Source organism: Caballeronia sp. INDeC2 (genome assembly GCF_023631325.1).
Taxonomy (GTDB): domain Bacteria; phylum Pseudomonadota; class Gammaproteobacteria; order Burkholderiales; family Burkholderiaceae; genus Caballeronia.
Genome location: NZ_JALQDG010000042.1, coordinates 38,394 through 64,208, shown reverse-complemented (window position 1 = coordinate 64,208; position 25,815 = coordinate 38,394). Strand labels below are relative to the sequence as shown.

At 61.7% G+C, this 25,815-nt stretch carries 26 protein-coding genes; 9 read left to right on the top strand and 17 right to left on the bottom strand.

Annotated features, from left to right (window positions below):
• Positions 1-5: 5 nt before the first annotated feature.
• The 4 genes from NCS28_RS27475 to tauA form a co-directional block, all read right to left on the bottom strand.
• The gene (locus NCS28_RS27475) at positions 6-611 is read right to left on the bottom strand and encodes a TetR/AcrR family transcriptional regulator (protein ID WP_250517231.1); all 606 of its coding nucleotides are present in this window, start codon (positions 609-611) and stop codon (positions 6-8) included.
• Between the two features lie 195 nt (positions 612-806).
• A complete protein-coding gene (locus tag NCS28_RS27470; protein WP_502801248.1) occupies positions 807-1,694 on the bottom strand; it encodes an ABC transporter permease subunit in 888 nt (295 codons plus the stop codon).
• A gap of 10 nt (positions 1,695-1,704) precedes the next feature.
• Complete coding sequence (locus tag NCS28_RS27465; protein WP_250516935.1) at positions 1,705-2,523, bottom strand: taurine ABC transporter ATP-binding protein; 819 nt, start codon at positions 2,521-2,523, stop codon at positions 1,705-1,707.
• Between the two features lie 56 nt (positions 2,524-2,579).
• Positions 2,580-3,656, bottom strand: coding sequence for a taurine ABC transporter substrate-binding protein (gene tauA, locus NCS28_RS27460; RefSeq protein WP_250516934.1), 1,077 nt, complete (start codon positions 3,654-3,656; stop codon positions 2,580-2,582).
• Positions 3,657-3,875: 219 nt separating this feature from the next.
• On the opposite strand from tauA, the gene NCS28_RS27455 reads away from it, so the two are divergent.
• Entirely contained in the window at positions 3,876-4,523 is a 648-nt protein-coding gene (locus NCS28_RS27455) for an HAD family hydrolase (protein ID WP_250516933.1), read from the top strand.
• Between the two features lie 54 nt (positions 4,524-4,577).
• Positions 4,578-5,042 carry a hypothetical protein gene (locus NCS28_RS27450; RefSeq protein ID WP_250516932.1) on the top strand — a complete coding sequence of 155 codons (465 nt, stop codon included), beginning with the start codon at positions 4,578-4,580 and terminating at the stop codon, positions 5,040-5,042.
• 10 nt (positions 5,043-5,052) lie between these two features.
• Here NCS28_RS27450 and NCS28_RS27445 read toward each other — a convergent pair whose 3' ends face one another.
• From NCS28_RS27445 to NCS28_RS27430, 4 genes are all read right to left on the bottom strand, one after another.
• Positions 5,053-5,907, bottom strand: a complete 855-nt coding sequence (locus tag NCS28_RS27445; RefSeq protein WP_250516931.1) for an SDR family NAD(P)-dependent oxidoreductase — start codon at positions 5,905-5,907, stop codon at positions 5,053-5,055.
• A gap of 437 nt (positions 5,908-6,344) precedes the next feature.
• Positions 6,345-7,436 (bottom strand): extracellular catalytic domain type 1 short-chain-length polyhydroxyalkanoate depolymerase, encoded by a 1,092-nt coding sequence (locus NCS28_RS27440; RefSeq protein WP_250516930.1) that lies wholly within the window; start codon positions 7,434-7,436, stop codon positions 6,345-6,347.
• 91 nt (positions 7,437-7,527) lie between these two features.
• Positions 7,528-8,091, bottom strand: coding sequence for a phasin family protein (phaP, locus tag NCS28_RS27435; protein ID WP_250516929.1), 564 nt, complete (start codon positions 8,089-8,091; stop codon positions 7,528-7,530).
• Between the two features lie 111 nt (positions 8,092-8,202).
• Positions 8,203-9,936 (bottom strand): ATPase, encoded by a 1,734-nt coding sequence (locus NCS28_RS27430; protein ID WP_250516928.1) that lies wholly within the window; start codon positions 9,934-9,936, stop codon positions 8,203-8,205.
• A gap of 386 nt (positions 9,937-10,322) precedes the next feature.
• On the opposite strand from NCS28_RS27430, the gene NCS28_RS27425 reads away from it, so the two are divergent.
• A complete protein-coding gene (locus tag NCS28_RS27425) occupies positions 10,323-10,526 on the top strand; it encodes a cold-shock protein (protein ID WP_061118402.1) in 204 nt (67 codons plus the stop codon).
• Positions 10,527-11,461: 935 nt separating this feature from the next.
• Entirely contained in the window at positions 11,462-12,196 is a 735-nt protein-coding gene (locus NCS28_RS27420) for a S1 family peptidase (protein ID WP_250516927.1), read from the top strand.
• On the opposite strand, the gene rpoD is transcribed toward NCS28_RS27420, so the two are convergent.
• The 3 genes from rpoD to NCS28_RS27405 form a co-directional block, all read right to left on the bottom strand.
• A complete protein-coding gene (gene rpoD / locus NCS28_RS27415; protein WP_250516926.1) occupies positions 12,193-14,112 on the bottom strand; it encodes an RNA polymerase sigma factor RpoD in 1,920 nt (639 codons plus the stop codon). The genes NCS28_RS27420 and rpoD overlap by 4 nt on opposite strands.
• A gap of 100 nt (positions 14,113-14,212) precedes the next feature.
• Positions 14,213-14,428, bottom strand: a complete 216-nt coding sequence (locus NCS28_RS27410; RefSeq protein WP_250517229.1) for a hypothetical protein — start codon at positions 14,426-14,428, stop codon at positions 14,213-14,215.
• A 25-nt stretch (positions 14,429-14,453) separates the two neighbouring features.
• Positions 14,454-14,735, bottom strand: coding sequence for a hypothetical protein (locus NCS28_RS27405; protein ID WP_250516925.1), 282 nt, complete (start codon positions 14,733-14,735; stop codon positions 14,454-14,456).
• Positions 14,736-15,200: 465 nt separating this feature from the next.
• On the opposite strand from NCS28_RS27405, the gene NCS28_RS27400 reads away from it, so the two are divergent.
• Positions 15,201-15,470 carry a hypothetical protein gene (locus NCS28_RS27400; RefSeq protein WP_250516924.1) on the top strand — a complete coding sequence of 90 codons (270 nt, stop codon included), beginning with the start codon at positions 15,201-15,203 and terminating at the stop codon, positions 15,468-15,470.
• On the opposite strand, the gene NCS28_RS27395 is transcribed toward NCS28_RS27400, so the two are convergent.
• A complete protein-coding gene (locus NCS28_RS27395; protein ID WP_250516923.1) occupies positions 15,463-16,128 on the bottom strand; it encodes a TetR/AcrR family transcriptional regulator in 666 nt (221 codons plus the stop codon). The genes NCS28_RS27400 and NCS28_RS27395 overlap by 8 nt on opposite strands.
• A gap of 176 nt (positions 16,129-16,304) precedes the next feature.
• On the opposite strand from NCS28_RS27395, the gene NCS28_RS27390 reads away from it, so the two are divergent.
• From NCS28_RS27390 to NCS28_RS27375, 4 genes are all read left to right on the top strand, one after another.
• Entirely contained in the window at positions 16,305-17,432 is a 1,128-nt protein-coding gene (locus tag NCS28_RS27390; RefSeq protein WP_250516922.1) for an HlyD family secretion protein, read from the top strand.
• On the top strand, positions 17,425-18,990 hold the full coding sequence (locus NCS28_RS27385; protein ID WP_250516921.1) for an MDR family MFS transporter: 1,566 nt from the start codon (positions 17,425-17,427) through the stop codon (positions 18,988-18,990). The genes NCS28_RS27390 and NCS28_RS27385 overlap by 8 nt, the downstream gene beginning before the upstream one ends.
• Before the next feature lie 4 nt (positions 18,991-18,994).
• Complete coding sequence (locus NCS28_RS27380; protein WP_250516920.1) at positions 18,995-20,494, top strand: efflux transporter outer membrane subunit; 1,500 nt, start codon at positions 18,995-18,997, stop codon at positions 20,492-20,494.
• A gap of 376 nt (positions 20,495-20,870) precedes the next feature.
• Positions 20,871-21,818: an alpha/beta hydrolase family protein gene (locus NCS28_RS27375; RefSeq protein WP_250516919.1), complete on the top strand. Its 948-nt coding sequence runs from the start codon at positions 20,871-20,873 to the stop codon at positions 21,816-21,818.
• A 3-nt stretch (positions 21,819-21,821) separates the two neighbouring features.
• On the opposite strand, the gene NCS28_RS27370 is transcribed toward NCS28_RS27375, so the two are convergent.
• The 5 genes from NCS28_RS27370 to NCS28_RS27350 are packed head-to-tail and all read right to left on the bottom strand — an operon-like array spanning position 21,822 to position 25,618.
• Positions 21,822-22,571, bottom strand: coding sequence for an IclR family transcriptional regulator (locus NCS28_RS27370; protein ID WP_250516918.1), 750 nt, complete (start codon positions 22,569-22,571; stop codon positions 21,822-21,824).
• Positions 22,572-22,589: 18 nt separating this feature from the next.
• A complete protein-coding gene (locus tag NCS28_RS27365; protein ID WP_350029828.1) occupies positions 22,590-23,342 on the bottom strand; it encodes an amino acid ABC transporter ATP-binding protein in 753 nt (250 codons plus the stop codon).
• Positions 23,339-23,983: an amino acid ABC transporter permease gene (locus NCS28_RS27360; protein ID WP_250516917.1), complete on the bottom strand. Its 645-nt coding sequence runs from the start codon at positions 23,981-23,983 to the stop codon at positions 23,339-23,341. The genes NCS28_RS27365 and NCS28_RS27360 overlap by 4 nt, the downstream gene beginning before the upstream one ends.
• 21 nt (positions 23,984-24,004) lie before the next feature.
• Positions 24,005-24,721 carry an amino acid ABC transporter permease gene (locus tag NCS28_RS27355; RefSeq protein ID WP_250516916.1) on the bottom strand — a complete coding sequence of 239 codons (717 nt, stop codon included), beginning with the start codon at positions 24,719-24,721 and terminating at the stop codon, positions 24,005-24,007.
• A 51-nt stretch (positions 24,722-24,772) separates the two neighbouring features.
• Positions 24,773-25,618, bottom strand: a complete 846-nt coding sequence (locus NCS28_RS27350) for an ABC transporter substrate-binding protein (protein WP_250516915.1) — start codon at positions 25,616-25,618, stop codon at positions 24,773-24,775.
• Between the last annotated feature and the right edge of the window lie 197 nt (positions 25,619-25,815).

Sequence of the window (25,815 nt, the reverse complement as noted above, 5' to 3'; positions counted from 1 at the left end):
CAGCTTCAGGACGAAGCGGCCAGTTCCTTCTTGCGATTGCGCCGCCGCGGCTTGCCCGCCGGCTGCGCGCCTTCGAAGAACATCGTGATGAACTGATCCACGATCTTTTCGAGCGATCCCTTCCTCGGATCGAACCAGGTCTGAACCGAATTGATGAAGCCGAGGACATAGATACGGCTCAGCGCGATATCGATGTCCTCACGCAGAAAACCTTCCGCGCGCAGATCGTCGAAGACGGTAGTCCACAGCCGCTGATGCCGCTCGCGCCGTTTGATCTGGCGATCGCGCACCTGATCCGGCAACTGGCTCAGCAGGCGGCCGTGCGCAAGCGCGTAGTCGCCGAACTTTATCAGTGCACTCATTTGACCGATGACCGCCGCCCTGAAGCGGTCCTCGGCGTTCGCGTTTGCGGGCAGCGCACCGAAATGCTCGTTGATATGCTGCACGATGCTGTCCGCGCCGTGCTCCATCACCACGTCGACAAGCTCTTCCTTCGAGGAAAAGTGATAGTAGATGCTGGCGGCCTCGATACCGGCCTGATCCGCGATCGAGCGCATCGTCGTTGCCGTGTACCCCTGCGTCGCAAACGAGCGCGCCGCCAGCCGAAGCAAGGTCTCCCGGGTATCCGCACTGGGATTTACATTTCGTTTTCGCACGTCTTTTCCTGCGTCTTTTGTCCCTGTTCCCGCCGTCTCTCGGGCGCTCACGATCTAATGTTCGTTTGAGAGATTAACGCATTTCTTAGGGGCGAGCTAGCGCGTTCACTGTACGGAACGGGCAGGGACAAGAGGCTGGCAAGTTCGCCTTTACACTCTCCCTTTCCACGGCACCATCGCCTTCTCCAGATACCGCATCAGCAGATCGAAGCACAACGCGAAGAAACCGATGACGATGATCCCCATGATCACCACATCGCTCGCGAGGAACTCCGCCGCGTTCAGCACCATGAAGCCGAGGCCGCGCGTCGATGCAACCATTTCCGCCGCGACGAGCGTCGTCCAGCCCACGCCGATGCCGATGCGCATCCCCGTGAAGATCTCCGGCAGCGCCGACTTGAGAATCACGTGGATGACGACCTGCGTGCGCGTCGCGCCCATCGAATAGGCCGCGTGAATCTGCTCGATCGACACGGAGCGCACGCCCGCGCGCGCGGCAATCGCCAGCGGCGCGAAGATCGCGAGATAGATCAGAAAGACCTTCGAGAATTCGCCGATACCGAACCAGATGATGATGAGCGGCAGATACGCGAGCGGCGGCAGCGGCCGATAGAACTCGATCGGCGGATCGAACACGCCGCGCGCGTGGCGCGAGACGCCCATCATCACGCCGACCGGAATCGCCGTCGCACAGGCGAGCGCGAACGCGCCGAACACGCGCAACAGGCTCGCGACGATATGTTCGGTGAGCGTCGAGTTGGCGAAGCCTTCGCCCGCCACCGAGATGAACTTCGCGAACACCGCTTGCGGCGACGGCAGGAACAGCGGCTTGACCCAATGCATGCCGGTGATCAGAAACCAGCCGGCCAGCATCACGGCGACCGTCGCGATGCTCATCGCGAGGCTGCTGCCGTAGCCCGGCACGCCGAACGTGTCGCCCGGTTTCACCGGCTTTTTCTTCGACTGTCGCGCGGGTCTGCCGGGCGGACGCCGCGATGCGCCGATCTCCCGTTCGATCGCGGGACCGGGCACGGTCATCGATGCGCGCTTATCCATGATGAATCTCCTCGGCAGCCTGATGCGCGGCGCGCTCGTCGCCGTAGATGATGCCGAGCACGCGCTCGCGCATCTCGATGAAATCGGGACTCGACTTGATCGCGCGCGCATCGCGGGTGGCGAGAAAGCGGCGGTTGAAATCGAGATCGTAGCTATGCGTGATGCGGCCCGGTCGCGGCGACATCACGATCAGCCGGCTCGCCAGAAAAAGCGCCTCTTCCACACTGTGCGTGATGAAGAAAAACATCTTCTGCGTGCGCTGCCAGACATCGAGCAGAAGCTCTTGAATGGTCTCGCGCGTGAGTGCGTCGAGCGCGGCCATCGGCTCGTCCATGAGCAGCATGGCGGGATCGCAGGTCAGCGCGCGGGCGATGCCCACACGCTGCTGCATGCCGCCCGACAACTGATAGATCATGTGCCTGTGAAAGTCCTGAAGCCCGACCAGCGCGAGGTTGCGTTTGGCGATCTCCTCGCGCTGCGGCTTCGGCACGCCCTGCAGCTTCAGCCCGAAGGTGGCGTTGTCGAGCACGTTGAGCCACGGCAGCAACGCATGCTTCTGAAACACCACGCCGCGATCGGCGCCTGGTCCTTCCACCGGCCTGCCGTCGAGCAGCATCTCGCCCGACGACGGCGCGATGAAGCCCGCCATCAGCGACAGCAACGTCGTCTTGCCGCAACCCGACGCACCGAGCGCGACGACGAATTCGCCATCGTTGATCGTCAGATCGATGCCATCGAGCGCATGCACGCGCTCGCCCGGGCGTCGTCCGGGAAACACCACACTGACGTTCTTCACCTGCATGCAGCTCATATGTCCTCCTGGACGCGGATGTGGCAGGGCAAGCGGCGCGTGCCCCACAGTCGGACTCACTTCAGCTTTTCAGCCGCCTCGACGTATTCGGCCGTCACGTATTTCGAGTAGTCCGGCAGCACCGCGTTGACCCGCTTCTGCTGCTTGAGGAAGTCCGCCGTGTCCTTCAGCGCGAAGGCCGCGCGGCTCGATGCACCGCCGCCGAGCCACTGTTTCGATGCCTGTTCTTGCGCCGACGGATAGCCATACAACGCGAGCGATCCCGGCACGTCGGAAGGCGTCCCGCCGATCGTCTTCGCGATCGCCGAGGCCTGTTGCGACTGCGCGCTCCACTTCGACGGATCGTTGCGATATTGCTGATCGAGATCGGAGATCGCCTTGACCAACTTCGCCATGAAGTCCTTGTGCGCCTCGCCCCACGCGCGATCGACCGCGATGCCATCGAACGTCGGCTTGCCGAGCTTCGACAGATCGCCCGACGTGATCAGCACCTTGCCGCTTTTCTTGAGTTGCGAGAGCGCCGGATCCCATACGTAGGCGGCATCGATGTCGCCGCGCTCCCACGCCGCCGCGATCTGATTCGGCTGCATGTTGAGAATCTTCACCGACGACGGATCGATGCCCCAGTGCTGGAGCGCAAACATGGTGTGATAGTGCGTCGTCGAGACGAACGGTACGCCGATGGTCTTGCCCTTCAGGTCCGCCGGCTTCTCGACGCCCGAGCCGTTGCGCACGACCATCGCCTCGGCTTCGTTGATGTTGTCGAGAATCCAGAAGAGCTGCGCGTCCACGCCCTGGCTGACGGCGGCGGCGAGCGGACTGGAGCCGATCACGCCGATCTTGACGTCGCCCGACGCCATCGCCGTCGCCACCTTCGCGCCCGATTCGAACTGACGCCAGTTGATCTTGTAGCCGGTGGCCTTGGCGATCGAGCCATCGGCGATGCCGACGACCCACGGATCGACGATCTGCTGGTACGCGATCGTCACTTCCTTGTCCTCGGCGTGGCCTGTCTGTGCGACGCCCCATGCGCACGCGGCGATCGCAAGCGAGGCCAGCGCGCGCGCCGGCGCGAACGTTCGAAGCAGCTTGCCGGGCAGGCATTTCAAGCCGGAAATGCGGATCGTTTTCATGAGCTTTCCTGGAGAAGTGGAGAATCGGGACGGCTGCGCGTGCAGCGAACCGATGACCGAGTATCCACAGCGAAAAATCCGGAAAGTTAGTGCCAGACGGGACCAATCGTTGGGTCCACATTGCGGTGGGGCGCGGCGAGAGGGCATTAGAATGGGAAGTCGCGCCATCCGACGAATGCCGGCGGATGGATCTCTTCTCAGCCACGTGAGGGCAGCCACATGACAGCGCCGATCTCGCTCGTCCTGTTCGATATGGAAGGCGTCCTCTCCCACTATGATCGCGCGGTGCGCGTCGATCATCTGGCGGCGCTTTGCGGCAAGCCGCCGGAAGCCGTGCGCGATGCCATTTGGGGCTCTGGCCTGGAGGCTCGCGCGGATAGCGGCGAGATCGGCGACGACGACTACCTCGCCATGCTCGGCGACCAGCTCGGCTGTCCGATCAGCCGCGATATGTGGCTCGCTTCGCGCCGCGCGTCGATCACGCCTAACCTCGCTACGATCGATCTGGCCGCGAGCGTCGCGCGCAACCACGCAATCGCGGTGCTGACCAATAACTGTCGCCTGGTCTCGGATCACATCGGTTATCTGAATCCGCCGGTCGCGCAGGTCTTCGGCTCACGCGTCTATGCGACTGCGTCGTTCGGCGCGGCGAAGCCATCGGCGCGGGCTTATCTCGGATGTCTCGAACGGCTCGGCGCGCGGGCTTCGGAGACGTTCTTCATCGACGATTCGGATGCGAACGTGCGCGGCGCGATCGGCGCGGGGCTTCACGCGTACACGTTCGTCGGTTCGGATGCGCTGGCAGAGGAATTGAGGCGAAGGAAGTTGATCCAGGGCACGGTTCCGCGTAACCCCAACAGAGAATAAAACATGAGATCACCCGCGCATAAGCTTCGAAATCGAAAGCTCGCGTGTACGTCGATGGCCTTGCTGATCGCCGCACTATCGGCAAATGCGCGCGCCGGCGATGCGCAGGATTGCCGCGCGGCAGGCGGCACGCTGCTCGTCGGTCGAGCCGTGTCGCCGCCGACGTTCAAGCACGGCATGTTCCGTCACGGCGTGGAGCTATCGCACACGCATCTGCAACTCAAGGGCGATACCGACGGCAAAACATACGATGTCGCCATCGACAATGTTTTCGCCTCGGGCTATCAGAAGAACAGCAAAAGCGTGCCCGCTCCGTTGAACACCATCAAGGTCGGCGACCGGCTCGAAGCATGCGGCATTCCGTTCAGCGGCGGCATTCATTGGGTCCATAACAATTGCGGCGATACGCCCACGAAGTCCGATCCGAACGGCTGGCTCAAGATCGTTGGATCGGATGGAAGCGTCGGACCGAACCTCGAGGATGGTCAGAAGTATTGCAGCCTCTGGCCGCATCGTTGAGACGCTCCGTTTATCGCGGCTGTTCGATGAACGCCTCGAACGCCGCCTTGTAATCCGGATGCCAGCGCGACAAGGCAGGCCGGTTCTCCACGATATCCCCGATGGCCCACAACATACGACGTTCGTCGAGCGAGCGCGGTACGTCGTTATCCGGACAGAGGATGTAGAAGTCGCCGGCGTCCAGACGCTCCAGCATGAAGTCGACGGTCTGCTCGGGCGTCCATGCCGCAGCGGGTTTTTCCGTCCGATCTTTGCGTGTCAACTCCGTGAACACGAAACCGGGGATCAGCAAATGCGCGCTGATGTTGCACCCGGCCGTATTCCGGAGTTCGTGTTGCAGCGCCTCCGTCAACGCTTTCAAACCGGCTTTCGAAACGTTGTAGGCCGGATCTCCGGGCGGCGTCGTGATGCCTTGCTTCGAGCCCGTATTGATGACGAGCCCCGGGCGTCCGCGCTTCATCATGTCGGGAACGAACACCTGCGCGCCGTGAATCGCGCCCCACAGATTCACGCCCAGCACGTGCGTCCAGTTTTCGATGGGACCGAACACCCCGCTACCCGGCTGAACGCCCGCGTTGTTCATCAGGACGTCGGTGCCGCCGAATCGATCGACGACAGCTGCGTGCAGACGACGAACATCGTCGATGACGCTGACATCGGTTTCGAATCCGAAGACGTTCTGTGCACCGCTCGCGCTCACCCCGGCGATTTGCTCCACGGCATTCGCGATTCGATCTGCATCGCGATCTGCAATGCAGATACGAAGTCCGAGCTCGGCAAACCGCTTCGCCGCAGCCAGACCGATACCGGACGCGCCGCCCGTGATGACGGCGACGGCGTCCCTGGTGAGAGCAGAATGAGACATGTTGTCGATATCCCTGTTGTGTCCGATGCGAAGAGAAACGAGGTTAGCACGAGCGCTTTTTCTCTGTCAGTCGCGCATAACATTGAATGTCTTGACGAGAGAGGAGTCGTTCGTGATCAAGGAAGGCGCAGTTCGCGGCAATCGGATAGACCTCTTCTACGAAGAGTCGGAGATAACAAAGACCCGCCGGTGTTGCTCGTCATGGGCAACAGCGCGCCGGGGTCTGGTCCAACGCGTTTTGCGGATTGCTTTCCGAAACAGGATTGCGCGTCATCCGGTTCGACGCTCGTGATACCGGGCTGTCGACATACGTCGATTCCGGCATGTCGAACGTATAGGGCGACGTACGCGAGCTGAACGATTTTTATCGTGGGAATCACAAGCGACGCGGCGTCGATTCAAAACGGACTGATGCCCTACATGCCTCCATCGCGACACTACAGGTTACGCTCTCCCGCGAATTGCCCGAAGAAACGAGCGATTTCCCTGCTCGCCCGCGGACCGCGTATGTCCGTATGAGTGCCATCGGGATAGCCACCCGACCATGCATGACCCAGTCCGTGCACGACCCACTGCTCGCCGATCAATACACCGTCACGATCATGAAACACTTGCCGGGTATAAGCGTGGCCGCCCTCTTCGTGTCCGGTGTAAGTCGAGGAACATGTCACTGTCTCGTCAGAGATGCCATGCAATAGCTGGCTCATCGACACGATCTGTTCGCCGTTACGCGGATGCACGGTGTCGTCGGCATCGCCGTGGAAGACGATCAAGGGCACCGCGCGCGCTTTGAGTCCGTCGGACGAGGTTCGGGGCAGGCGCACCTTGCCTCTACCGTCATTCATCGCGCAGAGTGCTGCCAACTGCTCGTCGGCGACTCCGAAGGCCAGGCCCGAATGGATCGCCGCGGCGGCGTAAAGCTCCGGATGCGTCACCGCGAGATTGACCGCCAACGCTCCACCCGCCGACATACCGGCGACATAAACGCGAGCGCGATCGACATCGTACGTAGCCGCAACCTCGCGCGTGAGCGCGGCGATCGCCGCTGCTTCGCCCGACTCGCGCGTCTGATTTGCCGGCAAAAACCAATTCCAGCACCTTAGCGGATTCGAACTCTCCGACTGCTCCGGATAGACGACGATAAAGCCCATCTCTTCAGCGACGATGTTCATTCCCGTCCCTGACGCGAAGTCGTCCGAGTCCTGCTGCGCGCCATGGAGCATGACGATCATCGGTAATGGCTGAGTGTCGTGTGAGCCTGGAATATAGACCTTGTATCGATAGGTCTCGTTGCCATGCTCGAAGCTTTTGCTCAGCCAGCGATGAGCGCTCTCTTGCGCAATCGACGTATCGCCGCGCGAAAGTTCATCGGCAGAATGCGCTTCGTTCTCCGGCTTCGACTGAGTCGCGGAGCCCGCGACGGGCGTCTCGGCATTGTCGACAAACTGCGTCGTGAGACCCGTGAATTCGCGAGGGAAGAACGACCAGAACGAGTCGTGCGCCCACGCAAACGGATGGAAGGGATTCATCGATTCTTCCCGTTGGGTCGAGCGGAATAAAAAACCCGCGTGATGCGGGTTTTGGAAATCAAAAGTGGCACGTCAGGCCTTATTTTATGAATCAACGCTTCGATTCGGCTTTGACGGGCCGCACTGCCTTCTCGGATGCCTCGATCGTGTCGGCGCCGGCATTGGCGACATCGGTCGATGCCTTGGCGATATTCGACACGAGTGCGAGCGGCTCTTGCGAAACAGATTCCGACGCGCTCTTCAAGTCAAAGCCGAACTGCTTGAGCGGGCCACGCACTTCATTAAGGATGTCGGTTTGCGTCGCACGAACGATCTGCAAAAAATGCCTGGTATAAGCAGCCGCTTTTTCGGGCGTTTCGGCGAGCAGCGTGGATTGCCAGCTCAGAAAGTCGCCCGGCTTCCCTTTGGGACCGGCTCCGGCAACCGCGGCACCTTCTTCGAAGACGGCCTTTACCGTCTGCACGTTCAATTCGGCAAGCTGCTGAAGTCCGCTCACGTAGCGCTTGCTGACGTTCACGAGAACCTGCAAGTTCGCTGCCGGAAACGAGAAGGCCTGATTTGCGAAAGAAGAAGAAATCATTGATGCTCCTTTGAACGAGATTCGAGGGAAAAGGCCGTATTTATGACCGAGTACGGTTTTGCTGCGCCGCAACATACGGGTTCATCATACGGCACTTTCGGCTGTCGTCAAGTGAGCATTTGTCGATGCACGAATCGTCGTTAAGTCGGACGAATCGAACGTCGAAGCATGCCAAGCGGCCCCGCTTCAACGCGTCACCGACACGAACGGCGCTACGCCGTTATATACCTCCCCGCTCGTGAAAGACCGTAGCCCGAGATCGACGTTCCGGTACTTACCGTCCGCCCGCTGCCTGATCTGATTGACGGACCAGATGCCGCTTCGTTCGAGAAGAACGGACCTGGTCGTCGGATCGTATTGCATGTATCCCACCAGACTCGACGAAGTCAGCAACGTCGTCTTCGTTCTGCTCGTCACGTCGTAGAGGATGACGGCACTCGGGCCCGTGCCATTGTCGTCGGCGAAAAGGATCTGCTGGTTATCGATGGGCGTGAGGAATCTCGGCTTCTTCTCAGGCAGATCGGTCAACACGCGCGTGATGCCGCTTTCCAGATCCATTTCCGTCAGACTTCCCTCGCCGGCGAACGACGCAACGCTCACGAAATAAGCCTTTTTCGCGTCATCGGTGACGGCGAATTCATCGCTCATCGTGCTCGACGCCGATCCTGCCGGATAGCCGCCCACGATATACGCGCTGGCCGTCTCGATACGAAGAACTTCCAGCTTCGTCCCCGGCTCATTTGCAAGCGCATAGAGATGTTCATCGTCATTCCTCGCGGTTACGACCTTGATGAGGCTGTAGTCTTCGGGCAGCACCATCTTCCTGAGCAACGCGCCTGAGTCGGCGTCGATCACATTAATGATGTTCTTGCTCGACAGATAGACCTGCTTGCCATCCGGCGCGGGCTGGAGGCTATAACCGGTGGAAGTGGTGAGCAACGGACCGATGGGCGTGACGTGCAACACCTTGTTGGTTGCGGTATCGATGGTGGCGAGATCGATCGACGTCGGACTTCTTTCGAGAAGCACGTGCAGCCGTGTGCCGTCCGCGCTGGCGAACATCTTGTCGACTTGTTTGTAGTCGCCCGTCAGCGAGAGGTCGATCGAAGCCTTGGCGGTACGCGAAGCAAAGTCGTACGCAGTTATCCGAGCGGGGGCCTGCGCGCGCGTCAACGTGTACACGGTTTCGGTGAGCCGCGGAGCCCCGTAGTACTTCTGCGCCATCTCGATGTCGGTGGCGCTCAGCTTGCCGTCGCCATTCCAGTTCGGATTGCAGTAATTCATGATCGATGCGAGATCCCATTCGCCGATCATCGTGTCGCCCGACGTGCCTTGCGCAGGCTCGTTACACGTCGAAGGCGTGTCGGGCCGGTTCTGCTCATGCGCAAAGCCCAGCGCGTGGCCGAATTCATGCGCGGCGACGCGTCGAATGCAATACTCCTCGCGTCCCTGGCAACTCGGGCTCCAGTTCCTGAAGGTGAAATCGAGCGACATTCCGCCTGGCGCGTTGTTCAGCATTGCGCCCAGGCCGACGGTATGCGGTCCGATCGTCGCGCTATCCTCGACGGTGATCCTTATGCCGTAGTAGTTCGGATCGTTCGTGCATTGCCGCCATCCCGTGAACCGGACGCCCGAATGCCGCTCCCAGGTTTCCTGAACCGCGAGGCGGCTCCAGCTACGTTCCGATGAGTACCGCGCGAGATCGGCGTTGCTCATATCCCAGCAAACGCCGATGGGAACGCGGTCCCAGATGACCGTCGATAACGCGTAGCCTTTCGTCGTGGCCAGTTGCTGCGCCGCCGGCTGCCCGGTTGCACTCTTGCCGTTCGAGCCGGGGGCATCCGAGCCGGAGTCGCCGCCGCATCCGGTAATCAATACTCCTGATGATATCGCCAGAACCAGCCCTCGTATCCTTCTCATTCTCTTCTCCGTGGTCGAGACCATGCAATGCGGAGCATGGCGGAAGGAAATATATTTTCAGCGCGTAATCAGATCGGAGGCTTCATTACGAAGTGGTTCCGAGAGCTTCTGCTTCGAAGCGCGACCGCGTCAATCATTAATTATCCGAATTGTCGGACGAGGAAGCGCCACCGCGCCACGAACATGCCCGACGCCGGCCGACTGCGCGCGGAGCAAATAAATCGACGAATAGTTGACCGTTTCGTTTGGGTTTGGTATGATTCACGCTGAAGTTCAAGAAGTCGACTGCTGCTCATCAATCATCCGTTGCTGCCGGAATTCGTTGTCCACTCCCTCCTTGATGCTTCTCCTCTTCAATACTCACATTTTTATTTCAAGGATTTTTCATGGATAACGGCACCGTCAAGTGGTTCAATGACACCAAGGGTTTTGGTTTCATTACCCCGGATAACGGCGGCGACGATCTGTTCGCACACTTTTCCGAAATTCGCGCCGATGGTTTCAAGACCCTCGCGGAAGGTCAGAAAGTAAGCTTCGAGACGAAGCGCGGCCCGAAGGGCATGCAAGCATCGAACATCAAGCCGCTGTAATTTCAGCGTCACGGGATCCGTTCTCCGGATCCCGTTTCTTCAGCTTCTCCGTTTCCCCGCTTTTCTTCTCCCCCTTCTTTGCCGCCAGTTCCGACATCGCTCGGCGACTCATTGCGCGCACACTCTTCTCACCCGTTGCGTTTGAACGTAAGTATCAACGCCAAAAAATATAAAACCTAATGGCATCCATTCAGAGTTATCAAGGCTATGCGGTACAAGCGACCGCTCACCGTTTGCCCGATCGGACGTTTTCGGCAAATGTGTCAGTCGACCGAACAAGCAAACGTTCTTCCGAATCGCAGTACACCTTTTATTCCGTCGGCTATTTCTCAAAGGAAACCGAGGCCATTGCCTACGCAAATCGCTGGGCAAAGGACTGGATCGACACTTGCGGATAATGCATGGCGGTCGGCCTCGTTCGATCCTCCCGTGAAATTTGAAATGCCTTGACCCCGTCAAGCGGGGTGCGTATCGTCGATTTACGCTTGCGCATCCGATTGCTGTTCATCGATCCTCTGCTTTCTACGGCCGAAAACGCTGCGCCGCTCGACGCTCTCAGTGCACGAGTCGGTAGCGGCCACGCTCGAGTTTCACGGCCACTCCAATCTGCATTTTCGCGGCGACCGCTGCACCTGAAGCGACTTAAGTTGATCACCGGTCGCGCTGAGGACACCACGGCAATGCACACGACCGAGTTTTATCGCAGTTCAAACGGCGACAGATGGCTTCTTTGCGATGGCGCGCAGGGCGTCGTTCGGCATGTACCGAATGCGGCTTCCGGCGGATCCGTTTCGGAGAGACCCGTCGCGGCATTTTTGTCGGAAAACGGCGCGCAGAATCAGGGGCCGCAGTACGACGCGTTGCGAAGCTTCCTCGCTGAAAAGACTGCCGATTCAAATCCGCTCGACGAGCCTGACGCAGCACGCAAGCCTACGGTGGAAGCCCTTCTGCTCACTGCCGTGCGAGTGCGCACGTTCGCGCACACACGTCATCTGACGAACGCGAGCGGCTTTTTCTTCACGCGCGGAGAGCGCCTCTTTCTCGTCACGAGCCGCCACGTGCTGACGGACGCGCCGAGCCAGCATCACCCGGATCGCCTCGAGATCGAGCTGCATGTGGATCGCGACAATCTGGGCGCGTCGGCGTGGGCATCGCTACCGCTCTACGATAAGGGCATGAGCCTGTGGCGACAGGCATCGGATACGGGCGGCGAAATCGACGTCGCCGTGCTCGAAGTCCCGCGCGATCGGTTGCCACGCACGGCCGTGTTCGCCGCGTTCGGTCCCGAACATCTGCCCACCTCCAGCGACGCGTTGCCGATCGGCGCTTCCGTATTGATCGTCGGTTTTCCGCTGGGATTTCACGACTCGCTGCATCATCTGCCCGTGGTGAGGCAAGGCATCATTGCGTCGGCGTTCGGGCTGCGGTTTCAGGGTAAAGGCTGCTTCATCACCGATGCGCGTACGCACCGGGGCACGAGCGGCGCGCCCGTCGTGATAAGCCGCGTGTCGGCCGATGAAAACGGCGCGGCAAGCGCGCTTCCCTGGCGGCTGCTGGGCATTCATTCATCCACGATCGACATGACGACGCGCGATCTGCATGTGGACGAATCGCTCGGTCTCAACAGCGCCTGGTACGCCGACGTGCTGATGAGCATCACGAACGACTAATGATCGAGAAACGAGCGCAGCTTATCGGCGCGGCGCGGATGCATGAGCTTGCGAATGGCCTGGCTTTCGATCTGCCGGATGCGTTCGCGCGACACGCCCAGGTGCGTGCCTAGTTCGCCGAGCGTGAATTCGTTGAGCATATCGATGCCGAAGCGCATGCGCAGCACTCTCGCCTCGCGTGGCGAAAGCGCGTTCAAGGCATCGTCGATTGCGGCGCGCAAGCTGGCGCGCACGACCGCATCGAGCGGCGACTCCGCGTTCGAATCTTCGATCAGGTCACCAAGCGTCGCGTCGGCGTCGTCGTTTGCGGGCGTTTCGAGCGAGATCAGGCGCATCGCCATCTTCTGAATGCTGCCGATGCGCGCTTCAGGCAACGCCATGCGCTCGGCCAGAACGGCAGGCAGCGCGGGCTTGCCGGTCTGCTGCAAGATCTCGCTCGAAATGCGATTGAGCTTGTTGATCGTCTCGACCATATGCACCGGCACACGAATCGTGCGCGCCTGGTCTGCGACCGCGCGCGTGACCGCCTGACGAACCCACCACGTCGCATACGTCGAAAATTTCCAGCCGCGCCTGTATTCGAATTTATCGACGGCCTTCATCAAACCGATGTTGCCTTCCTGGACCAGATCCAGAAAGTGCACGCCGCGATTCATGTATTTCTTTGCGATCGAAATCACGAGCCGCAGATTGGCCTCGATCATCTCGTTCTTCGCATGCCGCATGCGCGATTCGGCAGCGAGCAGTTGCCGGCCGATTTGCTTCAAGCGCTGAATCTGCATGGCGGCTTGCTGTTCGAGTTCGATCAAGTGCCGCTGCTCGGCCTGTATGGCGGGCAGACTGCGTTCCAGCGATGCGCCGAAATCATGCGATTTCAAAGCGGTTTTCGTCGTCCAGTCGAGATCGGTCTCATGTCCCGGAAACGATGCGATGAACTGCTCACGCGGCATGCCGCATCGGTCGATGACAATGCCGCAAATCCGCCGCTCGATCTGACGCACGTGCGCGAGCCGCTGCTGGATATCGTTGCAGGCGCGCTCGACTGTGCGAGCGGTGAAGCGTACGCGTGCAAGTTCGTTTCGGATCGTATCGTGAGCGTTCTGAACATCGCCCGCGCCCGCTTCGCGCAACTCATCGACGCAATGGCCCACACGCGCGAAGAGCGCGAGTGCGTCGTGCTTGAGTTGCATCAACCGCAAGCGGTTCGCTTCATCGTCGGCTTCGGGATCGCTTTCGCCATCGCCGCGCGCGGAGTTATCGACTTCCGTCGGCGTCGACGCGTCATCGATGCCATCGATCAGTTCGTCGATACCGAGCTTATCTTCGGCGACTTGCTGCGCGCTCGCGAGAATCATCGAGATCGTGGGAGGACAGGCCGCGATAGCCTGGATCATCTCGTTGATGCTCGCCTCGATTCGACGTGCAATCTGAATCTCGGCCGCGCGCGTCAGCAATTGCTTCGCGCCCATCTCGCGCATGTACATGCGCACGGGATCGGTCGTGCGGCCATATTCGGCATCGACCGTCGACAGCGCGACTTCGGCGTCTTCTTCCGTCTGATCGTCGAGGGCGACGGCGGGGGGCGCGTCATCGAGCAGCAGGGTTTCGGTGTCGGGCACCTGTTCGTACACTGCGACGCCCATTTCGAGGAACGTGCGCGAGATGTCTTCGAGCACGGTCGGCTGCGCAAGCCCGTGCGGCACATGATCGTTGATCTGCGCATGCGTGACGAAGCCTTGATCCTTCGCTACACGGATCAAGGCGCGTATTGCTCGTTGCTGTTCTTCTGCGCGTCGTTGCCGGTCGAGCTGCGGCGCATCGGCGGCGGACTTGCCCTTTCTTGCGGTGGCGATGCGGACGCTTCGCGCGTCCGAGGGCATATCTTCGCTTGCTTCGTTTCGACGGGAACCGGCCATCCTCTCTCCACAATCAGCTTCTTTGCCAATGTGAGACGTTAGCCAGAGGCGCGGCGGCCTGCGCAGACGAAATCACGGCATATCAATCTACCGAGGTCGATCAACCGAAACGAACTTCGAGCCAGTCGCGCGCCCACTTCGCCGCAAAAGCGACGGCTTCGTCGCGCCGGTCGAAGCCGGCAAGGTCGCCGCTCACGAAGACATCCGTTTCGCTGCCGTCCGCACCGTTGGTGCTGATACGGGCATGGGCCATGTATTCCCCGTCGGCGCGGCGCGGTGTCGGATCGATGCGGATGTTGCGGGTGTCGGGTTGCATCACGGTTCCTATTGATCGACGCGTGCTAATCGAGAAACGTCCTCGCCTGCGGACATTTGTCGATCATCTGTTCGGCATACGCAATCGATGCGCGACGTGCGTCGCCGGCGCTTTGAAACGGCTCGTTCGCGCTGATCTTGAACACGCGACTGCGCGACAGCCCCAATTCCGCCGACGGTTCCTGAATGCGCACGGCGGCATCGAATCCATCGTCGAGGTTATAAGCGTGATTCGCTCCGGCGGCCCGATGCGAAAAAACGAGCGGCCATATTTCCAGGCCACGATAGAAGCGGTTTTCGACTGTCATCAAATGATCTCGCGCCGCGCGCAGGCGGCATGAAGTAAGGGGGCGTAGAGCAGTATCGGCAAGCTGACACGACGACCGCGTTGCACGGTCTCCGACCTGAGGCTGATCCCGTTCGGGGCCTGCGCTTGAGCGCTATCGGATGTTGCGAATTGATTGCGACTCGCTTGATTCGTCCATCCTACGCGGTTTAAGGATTTTGTATAGCGAAATTTTACGAATCCGATCGATGCGACCGATTGCATCCGGTACGCGCCTCGCATCGAGAAAGCACGCGCGCTTCGAAAGTCCTTTCCACCCCACGAGACCCGTTATGGAGAGGATGACGCCTATTTGCCGGAATCATCGCAAGCCGGATGAACTCGATATTCGATCGCCTGCCGAATCGAGCAAGGCGGGTACACGCGTTGCGCGTATTCTTCCACGGCACGCTTGCCATCACCGCTTCCCAACCACAACGAGGCGCGCATGAAAGTCGGCATCATCACACACGTGAACTGCCCTTGCGGGCATCGCGGATCGATCGTGGAAAGCATCTACGACGACGGGCACTCACACTGGTATCGCGCCACGCTGGAAGGCCTCTCGCATTCCGGTCACTACGACGGCACTGATCGTCTTTTCGCCGATAACACGCCTGCGTGCGCGGCATGCGGCCTTTCGCTGACCCCGGAACATGTCGATTCGAGCGAGTTCAAGACGCGGCAGAATCGCAGGCACGCCGAGACCGTCACCTGAGCACCGCCGCCTCCACCGCAGCCAGATACGCGGCCAGCGCGCGCTTGACTTCGCGCAGATAGCGTCGCGCCAATTGCACGTCGCCCATCGACGGACGCAGCTTGACCGCTAACGCGCCGCCCGCGAGCGCATGCAGCATCTCCACGTAAAGTTCACGCTCGGACGCCTTCACGCCCGGCATGCGCGCGTCGATCACCTTTCGCATCATGCTGGACTTGCGTTTCTTCTTCGCTTCGTCGTGCGGCATGACCGACATCAGGATCAGGAAATCGGTCTTGCGCTCGAAATATTCGATATGCGGCGTCATGATGCGATCGATCACCGCCTCCGCCGACAGTCCCCGCCACGTCTCGCTGTCGATGCGTCCAAGTTCGTCTTCCAGTTCTTCGAGCGCCGCCGCGTGCCGATCCCACAACGCGGCGAGCAGGCTGTCGCGATCCGGGAAGAAGTGATACATCGAGCCGATCGGCGTCTGGGCGCGCCGGGCGACGCCATGCATCGTCACGCCCTCCAATCCTTTTTCGACGATCAACTCGGCGGTCGCATCGAGCACTGCCTCGATACGCGCACGCCCGCGCGCCTGCAGCGGCGAACGCGCGGCGCTGCCGCGTTCCTGACCCTGCGACTCGCTTTCATCGTCGGCGCGAGGCTTTTTCATCGTCTCTCCTGGGGCTGGCCAAACTAGACGCAGCCGTCTAGATTCGTGCATACTAGACGACATCGTCTAGTTTGGCGAGCGCACCGCGTTATCGAACATGCGGCGAGCGCTCACCCTCTCGTATTCATCGAAGACTACCGCACGCAGGCGGTAGCGCAAAAGATCCCGGAGAAAACATGTCAGTCACAGCGCCCACGCACGGCGACCAACCCGCTGACGCCGCCAAGGGCAAACCGTCACGCAAGCGCGTGCTGATCGCAATCGGAATCGTCGCGGTCGTCGTCGGCGTTGCATGGGGGTTGCGCTGGTGGACTGTCGGCCGCTTCGTCGAAACCACCGACGACGCGTATCTGAAGGCCGACAGCGTAACCATCGCGCCCAAGGTGAGCGGCTACATCACGGAAGTGCTGGTCGAGGACAATCAGTCCGTCGCGGCGGGCACGCCGCTCGCGCGCCTCGACACGCGGCAGTATCAGGCATCGCTCGATCAGGCGAAGGCGACGCTCGATGCGCGCGCCGCCGACATCCAGCGCGCCGAGGCGGAATTGAAGCAGCAGCACGCGAACGCCGAACAGGCGAAGGCGCAGGCCGACGTATCGCGCGTGAGTCTCACGCACGCGGAGGACGACGTGACCCGCTATCGTCCGCTCGTCGCGACCGGCGCGGAAACCGCCGAGCGCCTCGCGAGTCTCGTGTCGACGCGCGATCAGGCGCGCGCCACGCTCGCCGCGAATCTCGCCGCCGCCCGCTCCGCCACGATGCAGATCGGCGCGACCGAAGCGCAGATCGCGCAGGCGCGCGCGCAGATGGAAGCGGCGCAGGCGCAGCTCAACCAGTCGAAGCTCGATCTCGACGACACGACGCTCGTGAGCCCCGTCGCGGGCCGCGTGGGCGACCGCACAATGCGCGTCGGCCAGTATGTGCAGCCCGGCACGCGCCTGATGACGGTCGTGCCGGTCCAGTCGCTCTATCTCGAGGCGAACTTCAAGGAAACGCAAGTGGGGCGCATGCGTATCGGTCAGCCGGCGACGCTGCATGTCGATGCGCTCAAGGGCACCGATCTGCACGGCGTCGTCGAGAGCTTCGCGCCCGGCACCGGCGCGCAGTTCGCGCTGCTGCCGCCCGAGAACGCCACTGGCAACTTCACGAAGATCGTGCAGCGCGTGCCCGTGCGCATTCGCGTCGATACGGGTCCGCAGACGCGCAAGGTGCTGCTGCCGGGATTGTCGGTAACCGTCGATGTCGACACGAAAGCCGCCACCGACGACAGCAAGCGGGTCGCCGCCGAGAATCGCCATGACTGAACCCCACGCACGCGCGAGCGCCGTCGACTGGATCGCGGTCACGGCAGGCGCGCTCGGCGCGCTGATGGCCACGCTCGACATCTCCATCACCAATTCCGCGCTGCCGCAGATCCAGGGCGAGATCGGCGCGACCGGCACCGAAGGCACATGGATATCGACCGGTTACCTGATGTCGGAAATCGTGATGATCCCGCTCGCCGCGTGGCTCACGCGCGTGTTCGGTCTGCGCAACTTCCTGCTCGGCAACGCGGTGCTGTTCACGCTGTTCTCGGTGATGTGCGGCCTCTCTAGCTCCCTGCCGATGATGGTCGCGGGCCGCATCGGCCAGGGCTTCACCGGCGGCGCGATGATCCCGACCGCGCAGACCATCATCCGGACGCGGCTGCCGCGCGAACAGATGCCCGTCGGCATGACGATCTTCGGCCTGATCGTGCTGCTCGGGCCGCTGCTCGGCCCCGTGCTCGGCGGCTGGCTCGCGGAGAACATCTCGTGGTCATGGTGCTTCTTCGTGAACGTGCCGGTGGGCTTCGCGCTCGTCGCGCTGCTCGTCACCGGGCTGCCGCCCGAGAAGTCGCACTGGGAGGCTTTTCTGAAGGCCGACTGGCTCGGCATCGCGGGACTGGCCATCGGACTTAGCTCGCTCACCGTCGTGCTGGAAGAAGGTCAGCGCAATCAATGGTTCGAATCGAGCGAGATCGTGATGCTCACGTGCGTCACCGCCTTCGGCTTCCTGCTCATCGCGCTCTCGCAGTTCATCGCGAAGAAGCCGATCGTGCGGCTCTCGCTGCTGCGCAATCCGCGCTATGCGAGCGTGATTCTGATCGTGTTCGCCGTGGGCGCGGGCCTCTATTGCGTGTCGTTCTTGCTGCCGCAGTTCCTGAGCATCGTCGCGGGCTATAACGCGTTGCAGTCCGGCTCGATCATGCTGGTGTCCGGCGTGCCCGCGTTTCTCATCATGCCGGTGCTGCCGCGTCTTCTCGGCAAGATGGATTTTCGCGTGCTCGTCATCACGGGCCTGCTGTTCTTCGCGGCGAGCTGCCTGCTCGACATTTCGCTGACTGCACAGAGCGTCGGGCACGACTTCTTCTGGTCTCAGATTCTGCGCGGCTTCGGCCAGATGCTCGCGATGATGCCGCTCAATCAGGCGTCTATGGCCGCCGTATCGCGCGAGGAATCCGGCGATGCGGCCGGTCTCTACAACATGGCGCGCAATCTCGGCGGCTCGGTAGGCCTCGCGATCATCGGCACCGTAATCGATCGTCGCAACGACTTCCATACGGCGGCGATCCGCGAATCGCTGACGGCGAATTCGGTGATCGGTCAGGAGCGCATGGCCGCGAGCGCGGCGAACTTCGCGGCGCAAGGCGGCGACATCGCGCACGCGAAGATGCAGGCGCTCGGCCAGTTGTCGATGCAGATCGGCCAGCAGGCCATCGTCATGACCTACTCCGAAACTTTTTACGTGCTGGCCATCGCGCTGCTCGCGTGTCTGCCGCTCGCGCTTCTTCTCAAGACGCCGCGCGCGCAGGCCGGCGAGATGCCGTCCGCCGGCCACTGATGTCATGAATCATTCGACAATGTTTCCTTCCCGCTTCACCCGTTCGCTTCCGCTCGCCGCGCTGGTACTCGCCGCATGCACGGTCGGCCCCGACTATCACGGCGCGCCGGATGTCGCGTCCGATGCCGCGAAGAGCGGCGCATTCGTGCGCGCGCCCGCGCAAGGCGTCGTCGCGACGCATGCGCCCGCGGCGTGGTGGCAGGCGCTCGACGATGCGCAACTGAACACCTTGATCGACGCCGCGTTCGCGCACAATCCCGATCTCAGGATGGCGCGGGCGCGTCTGCGTCAGTCCCGCTCGCAACTGCGCGGACAGCGAGCCAACGAGCTGCCGAAGGTTTCGGGCTCGGCGGCGGCGCTGCGCATGCGTTCGCCGGATACGTCGATCTTCGGCTCGTCGTCGGGCGATCAGGGCGCGCCGGCATCGAACGGACGCGGTCCCGTCGATTTCTACACCGTAGGCTTCGACGCCTCCTGGGAAATCGATCTCTTCGGCGGCACGCGCCGCGCGATCGAAGCCGCATCGGACGAAGCCGACGCGGTGAACGCCGATCTCTCCGACGCGCAAGTCTCGCTCGCGGCGGAAGTGGCTTCGGTGTACATCGACTTGCGCGATCAGCAGGAACGGCTCGCGCTCGCCGAACACACGGCCGAATATCAGCAGCAGATGCTCACGCTCACCGAGCAGCGCCGAGCGCGCGGCACGGCGGCGGAAGTCGATGTCGAACGCCTCACCACGCAAGTCGATACGACGCGCGCGACGCTCGTGCCGCTGCAAGTGCAGATCACGGATTCGCTCGATCAACTCGCCGTGCTGACGGGCCGCACGCCCGGCGCGCTCGATGCCGAACTCGGCGCGCGTGCGCCGCTGCCCGCGTTGCCGTCGTCGGTGCCGATCGGCGAACCGGCGACGATGCTGCAACAGCGGCCCGATATCCGCGCCGCCGAGCGGCGTCTCGCGTCGAGCAATGCGCAGATCGGCGAGCATATCGCGGACTATTTCCCGAAGGTGTCGCTGCTCGGCGATATCGGTTTTTCCGCGTCGGACCCGGGTCATCTGCTGCGCAAGCAAAATTTCTCGTGGGTCGGCGTGCCGTATCTGCAATGGAATCTGTTCGACTTCGGGCGGACAGCCGCCAATGTCGACGCCGCCGAAGCCGCGCGCGACGAAGCCGAAGCGCGCTACGAGAAGACCGTGCTCGGCGCGTTGAAGGACGCCAATTCGTCGCTCTCGCGTTACGGCAATCAGCGTGAACACGTGGTGCGGCTTCAGCAGGTCCAGGCATCGGCGGAACGTTCGGCCACGCTCGTGCGCCAGCGTTACACAGCGGGCGTGTCGACGCTCATCGATCTGTTGGACGCGCAACGCACGCAGTTCGCCGCGCAACAGGACGTGGTGGCCGCGCAGGCCGAATTGCTGAAGGATTTCGTGTCGCTACAGAAGAGCCTCGGGTTGGGATGGGCGTCGTCGGGCGCGGAAGTGTCGGTGGCGCGGCTGCCCTGAGCCGTCGCATCGAAAAAAAGAGCCCCGTCGGCAGTCGCGACGCGGCTCTTTGCTTTCAGCGGCACAACGCGCTTACTTGCAGTGGCGTTCCCAATGATGATGCACGCGCACCTTGTGGCAAACCGCGTGATGATGATGCGAGTCGGCGAAAGCCGGAGCGACCGAAAGGAATGCCATGCCAGCGGCCAATACGGCGAGAACAGCCTTTTTCATGAGTTCGTTATCTTCGTGATGGGAAAGAGGCGAAATCGTAGCAGTGTGAGTTTACGAGTACCTGTCCAGGGTCGTGATGCGTTTCAACGACGCCGCATCGTCGGCTGGTTAATGCTCTAACATCGGCCATTGCTTCGGCGAACGGGCGAGGAGGCCGATTGTCGTGAGATACGCTGCCGTTACCGCGCTCGCGCTTGTTCTTGCGCTCGTTCTTGCCATTTTTGCCGCGCCGTCTCTCGCCGCCAACGTCGGCTTCGAGGAAGTCAGGATCGCAAACGGCGCGGAACCGCCGTTGACGGTCGGGATCTGGTATCCCACCGACGCGCCAGTTGCGGGAAACGGGCTATCGCTGATCGTCATGTCGCACGGCGGTGGCGGCTCGTACGACAGCCACTACGATACCGCCCTCGCACTTGCCCACGCAGGCTTCGTCGCAGCGGCCGTGAGCCATGCCGGCGATACCTTCGACGACCAGTCGCACGTGCTGGAGTTATGGCGTCGCCCGATTCAGCTTCGCCGTCTGATCGATTACATGCTTGCGCAATGGAGCGGCCACGACAATCTCGATCCGGCGCGCATCGGCGCGTTCGGCTTCTCAAACGGCGGCTTCACCGTGCTCGTGGCAGCGGGCGGCGTGCCGAACCTGTCCGAGATCGCGCCGTATTGCCGCGCGCATCCGGATCACGACTTATGCCAGGCGCTTCAGCATGCCGGCGTCGATCCCGCTGTCGGCGTGAACGTGCCCGGCAACGCCTGGATCGCGGATGCTCGCATCAAGGCGGCGGTCATCGCGGCTCCGGCTTTCGGTTTCACTTTCGGACGCGCGGGCTTGCGGGACGTGCGCATACCGATCCAGCTTTGGCGGGCAGCCGACGACCGTCATCAGCCGGATCCGTTCTATGACGAAGCGGTGCGCGCGAACCTGCCGCGACCGCCTGAGTTTCACGTCGTCGCAGGCGCCGGACATTACGACTTCCTGCCGCCCTGCAACGCGCGTCTGGGCAACAAGGCGCCCGCGCTTTGCACGAGTTCGCCGGGCTTCGACCGCTCGGCGTTTCATGAACGATTCAACGCTGAAATCGTGCACTTCTTCAGCGCGACGTTGCGATAAGCCCTAACGCTGCGACAGCGCCTTCGCAGACTGCAGCAGATCGTCGAGCATCGCCTCGCGACGTTGCGGATCGGTATCGCGGCCCGTCATGAAGCACAGCGCCGCGATCGGCATGCCGGCGCGATCGCGCACGGGTGCCGCCATGCACAGGCGAAAAGCGTTCGACAATCCTTCCGTGCAGCAGTAGCCCAGTTCCTTCGCGCGCTGGACATCGCGCATGAATTCATCGAAGTCGATCATCACGCCGTTGTCGAGCGTGAAGTCCTCGCGCGGAATCAAAGTGCGGATGTCGTCGGCGTTCAGATGACCGAGCAGCAGACGCCCCGTCGCGGTCCACGGAATCGGCACGCGCACGCCGATATCCGAACTGATGTTGAACGGGCGCGCGCTGTTTTCGGACAGCACCACGGTGTACTTGTTGCCCTCCAGCATGCACAACTGCGTGGTCTCGTCATACTTGCGCACGAGCGCGAGTATCGACTGATGCGCGCGGCTGATCAGGTCGTTGTGCGTGGCGTAATCCGAGCCGTAGTAGTGCATCTCGCGGCCGAAGAACACGCTTCCATCGGCCGATGTTTCGAGCCAGCCGACATCGGCGAGAATCGCGACCAGCTCGTAGATGCTCGAACGCGGCGCTCCGGTCGCTTCGATCAACTCGCGCATCGTCATCGGGCGTTGCGCGAGATGCAATTGCCGGAACATGGCAATGACCCGGTCCACGCCTCTCGCTCGCGACGATTCTGTGACTGCCATGCATTCGCTCCGTATGCGTCAATGATCGAGCACGCGATGCAGGAACTGCCGCGTGCGCTCGTTCGACGGATCGACGAAGATCTGCTCCGGCTCGCCCTGCTCCGCGATCACGCCCTTGTCCATGAAGACGACGCGATCGGCCGTCTTGCGCGCGAAGCCCATTTCATGCGTGACGACGACCATCGTCATGCCGTCGCGTGCGAGTCCGCGCATCACTTCGGTGACTTCGCCGACGAGTTCGGGATCGAGCGCGGACGTCGCCTCGTCGAAGAACATGATGCCCGGCTCGACGGCGAGCGCCCGCGCGATAGCGACGCGCTGCTGTTGTCCGCCGGACAACTGGCTCGGGTAATGATCGGCCCGATCCGCGAGCCCGACGCGATCCAGCACGTCCATTGCGCGCTTGCGTGCATCGGCGGGATTCATTTTGCGTGCCTTGATGAGCGCGAGCGTGACGTTGCCGAGCGCGGTCTTGTGCGGAAACAGATTGAACTGCTGAAACACCATGCCGACATGACCGCGAATGTCGCGTGCGCGCTTCGGGTCGTGCATCGGCACGCCGTTGACCCAGACTTCGCCGGAATCCGTCGCCTCCAGTCCCGCCATGATGCGCAGCACCGTGCTCTTGCCCGACCCCGACGCGCCGATGAGCACGAGCACTTCACCCGCGCGCACGTCGAGATTGATCTCGTTGAGCACGCGCGTCGCGCCGAATGCTTTACTGACGCCCGAAAGCGAAATCACGGGCCTGGTCTGACTTTGATTGCTCACGACAGTCTCCTGCGGTCATGGTGGCGCACCCATTGCGAAAGCGGGAAGCACACGACGAAATAGATGAGTGCGACGAGTCCGTATATTTCGACCGGCTTGCCGATGCGATCGACGATCGCCTGGCCGCCGTGCATCAGTTCGGACATGCCGATCATGCTGACGATGGACGTGTCCTTGATGAGCGAAAGATATTGGCCGATGAGCGGCGGCAGCACGATCCTGCCGGTCTGCGGCAACACGACGAACGCGAACGCCTGCATGCGCGACAGACCGAGAATCTGCGAGACTTCCCACTGGCCCTTCGCTACCGACTCGATCCCGGAACGGAACACTTCGGCGATATACGCGCCCTGATACACGGAGAGGCCGATCACGCCGGCGGCGAATACGTCGATCGCATAGCCGAAGTACGAAACGCCGAAGTAGATGAACATCAGCGTGATCAACACAGGCGTGCCGCGAAAGAGCTCGGTGTACAGGCGCGCGATGCGATCCGTGCCCCACGGTCCGAACGATCGCAACACGGCGGCGAGAAGGCCGATCAGCGTGCCGCCGACGATCGAGGCGACGGACAACAGCAGCGTCGTCATCAGACCTTGCAGCAGGATCGAGAGACTGGTTCCCAGCAATTCAATGGACATGATCCGGCTCCGGTTCGGGCATCAGGCGCGATTGGCGCGGCGCAACGCGAGACCGCCGAATCGCGCGCGCGGCCGGACGATCAGCGGCGGATGAAACATCCGGGCGCCGAGTTGGCCCGCGATCCACGACAGCACGTTGCTCAGCACGAGATACGCGACGAGCACGACCGCGAAGGTCTGCACGTAAAGCAGCGTGCGCGAGTTGATCACGGTCGCGGTGCCGGTCAGTTCGGGCAACGCGATCGCCGACAACAGCGAAGTGCCGAGCAATAGTTGAATCAGGTAATTGACGATCGCCGGATAGACCGCCCGCGCGGCCTGCGGCAACACGATCTCGGTGAAGATCTGGCCGCGCTCGAGACCGAGAATGCCCGCGGCTTCGAGCTGCCCGCGCGGCACGGACTGAATGCCCGCGCGAAACACTTCCGACAGATAAGCGCCAACGTTGAGCCCCAGCGCGATCACGCCCGCCCAATAGGCGTCCAGCGAAATACCCGCCGACGGCAACCCGAAGAACACGATGAATATCTGCAAGAGAACCGGCGTATTGCGGATGATCTCGACATAAGCCCGCGCGATGAACCGGAACACGCCGACCGGCGATATGCTGGCCAGCGCCGTCAAGAGACCGAGCAACACCGCCAGCACGAACGCGAGCAGTGTTACTTGCAGAGTCAGCCAGCCGGCTTTCAGGAACTCGGGGACATAGCCCCACAAAGTTAGCCACTCGTAACTCATTTCAGCCTCCGCGTCGTTCCGGTTTCATGCGATATCGCCATCACGCGCTTCTCAGAACTGCGGATTGAGCGGATAACGCGGTTCGGTGCCGAACCACTTCTTGTAGAGCTGCGCGTTGAGCTTCGACGCGTTGATGTTGAAGAGGAACAGGTTCAGGTAATTGAGCCACGCCTGATCGCCGGCCTTCACGCCGAAGCCGTTGTATTCGAGCGGCACGAGCGCTTCGTTCGTCACGGTCAGTTCGGGGTCGAGCGTCGCCTGATACGCGAGGAAGTTGTTGTCCTCGATCATCGCGTCCGCCTGACCTTGCTTCACGGCGAGAATCGCGGCCTGCGAGCTGTCGTATTCCTGGATCTTGATCGGAATGTTCAGCGAGCGGACTTCATCGCCGTTGGTCGAGCCTTTCACGGTCGCGATCGTGCGGTTGCCCATGTCCTTGACCGACCGAATGCCGCTGCTCTTCTTGACGAGCAGCGCTTCACTCGCGACGACGTACGGCGTCGTGAATTCGATGACCTTCGCCCGCTCCAGGTTGCGCGTGAAGTTGCAGAACACGACGTCGACCTTGCTCGTTTGCAGATTCGGAATCCGGTTCGCGCTCGTCGTGTTCACCACTTCCAGCTTGACGCCCATCTGCTTGGCGAGTTCTTTGGCGAGATCGACGTCGTAGCCATCGGGCTGACCGTCCTTGTTGTAGAAGCCGAACGGCGCGAAGGTCAAACAGTCGCCGACGCGCAACGTCCCGCGCTGAAGCACTGCCTGAAGCGTGGAAGCCGAACCTGCTGCTGCCGGGCCGCCTTCGGCCGGCGTGGAAACCTTTGTACACGCGGACAACGCCAGCGCTGCGGCGATGACGAACAGCGAGACAGTTCTGGCGCCTATGTTCGAGAGTTTCATGTGCAGGTCCTGAATGAAGGAAGAAAGACGAGGAACCGGTTCCAGAACCGTTCCGTATCTGAGGTCGAGTTGTCGCTCGTTGTCCGGTATATCGGACAGACATCTGGCTAATCGGAATGCAATGAAGTGTTGGGTAAGAGAATTCCGCGCGCAAGCGGCCAGAACCCTAATTGCAGGGATTTTTTTGTTCGACTACG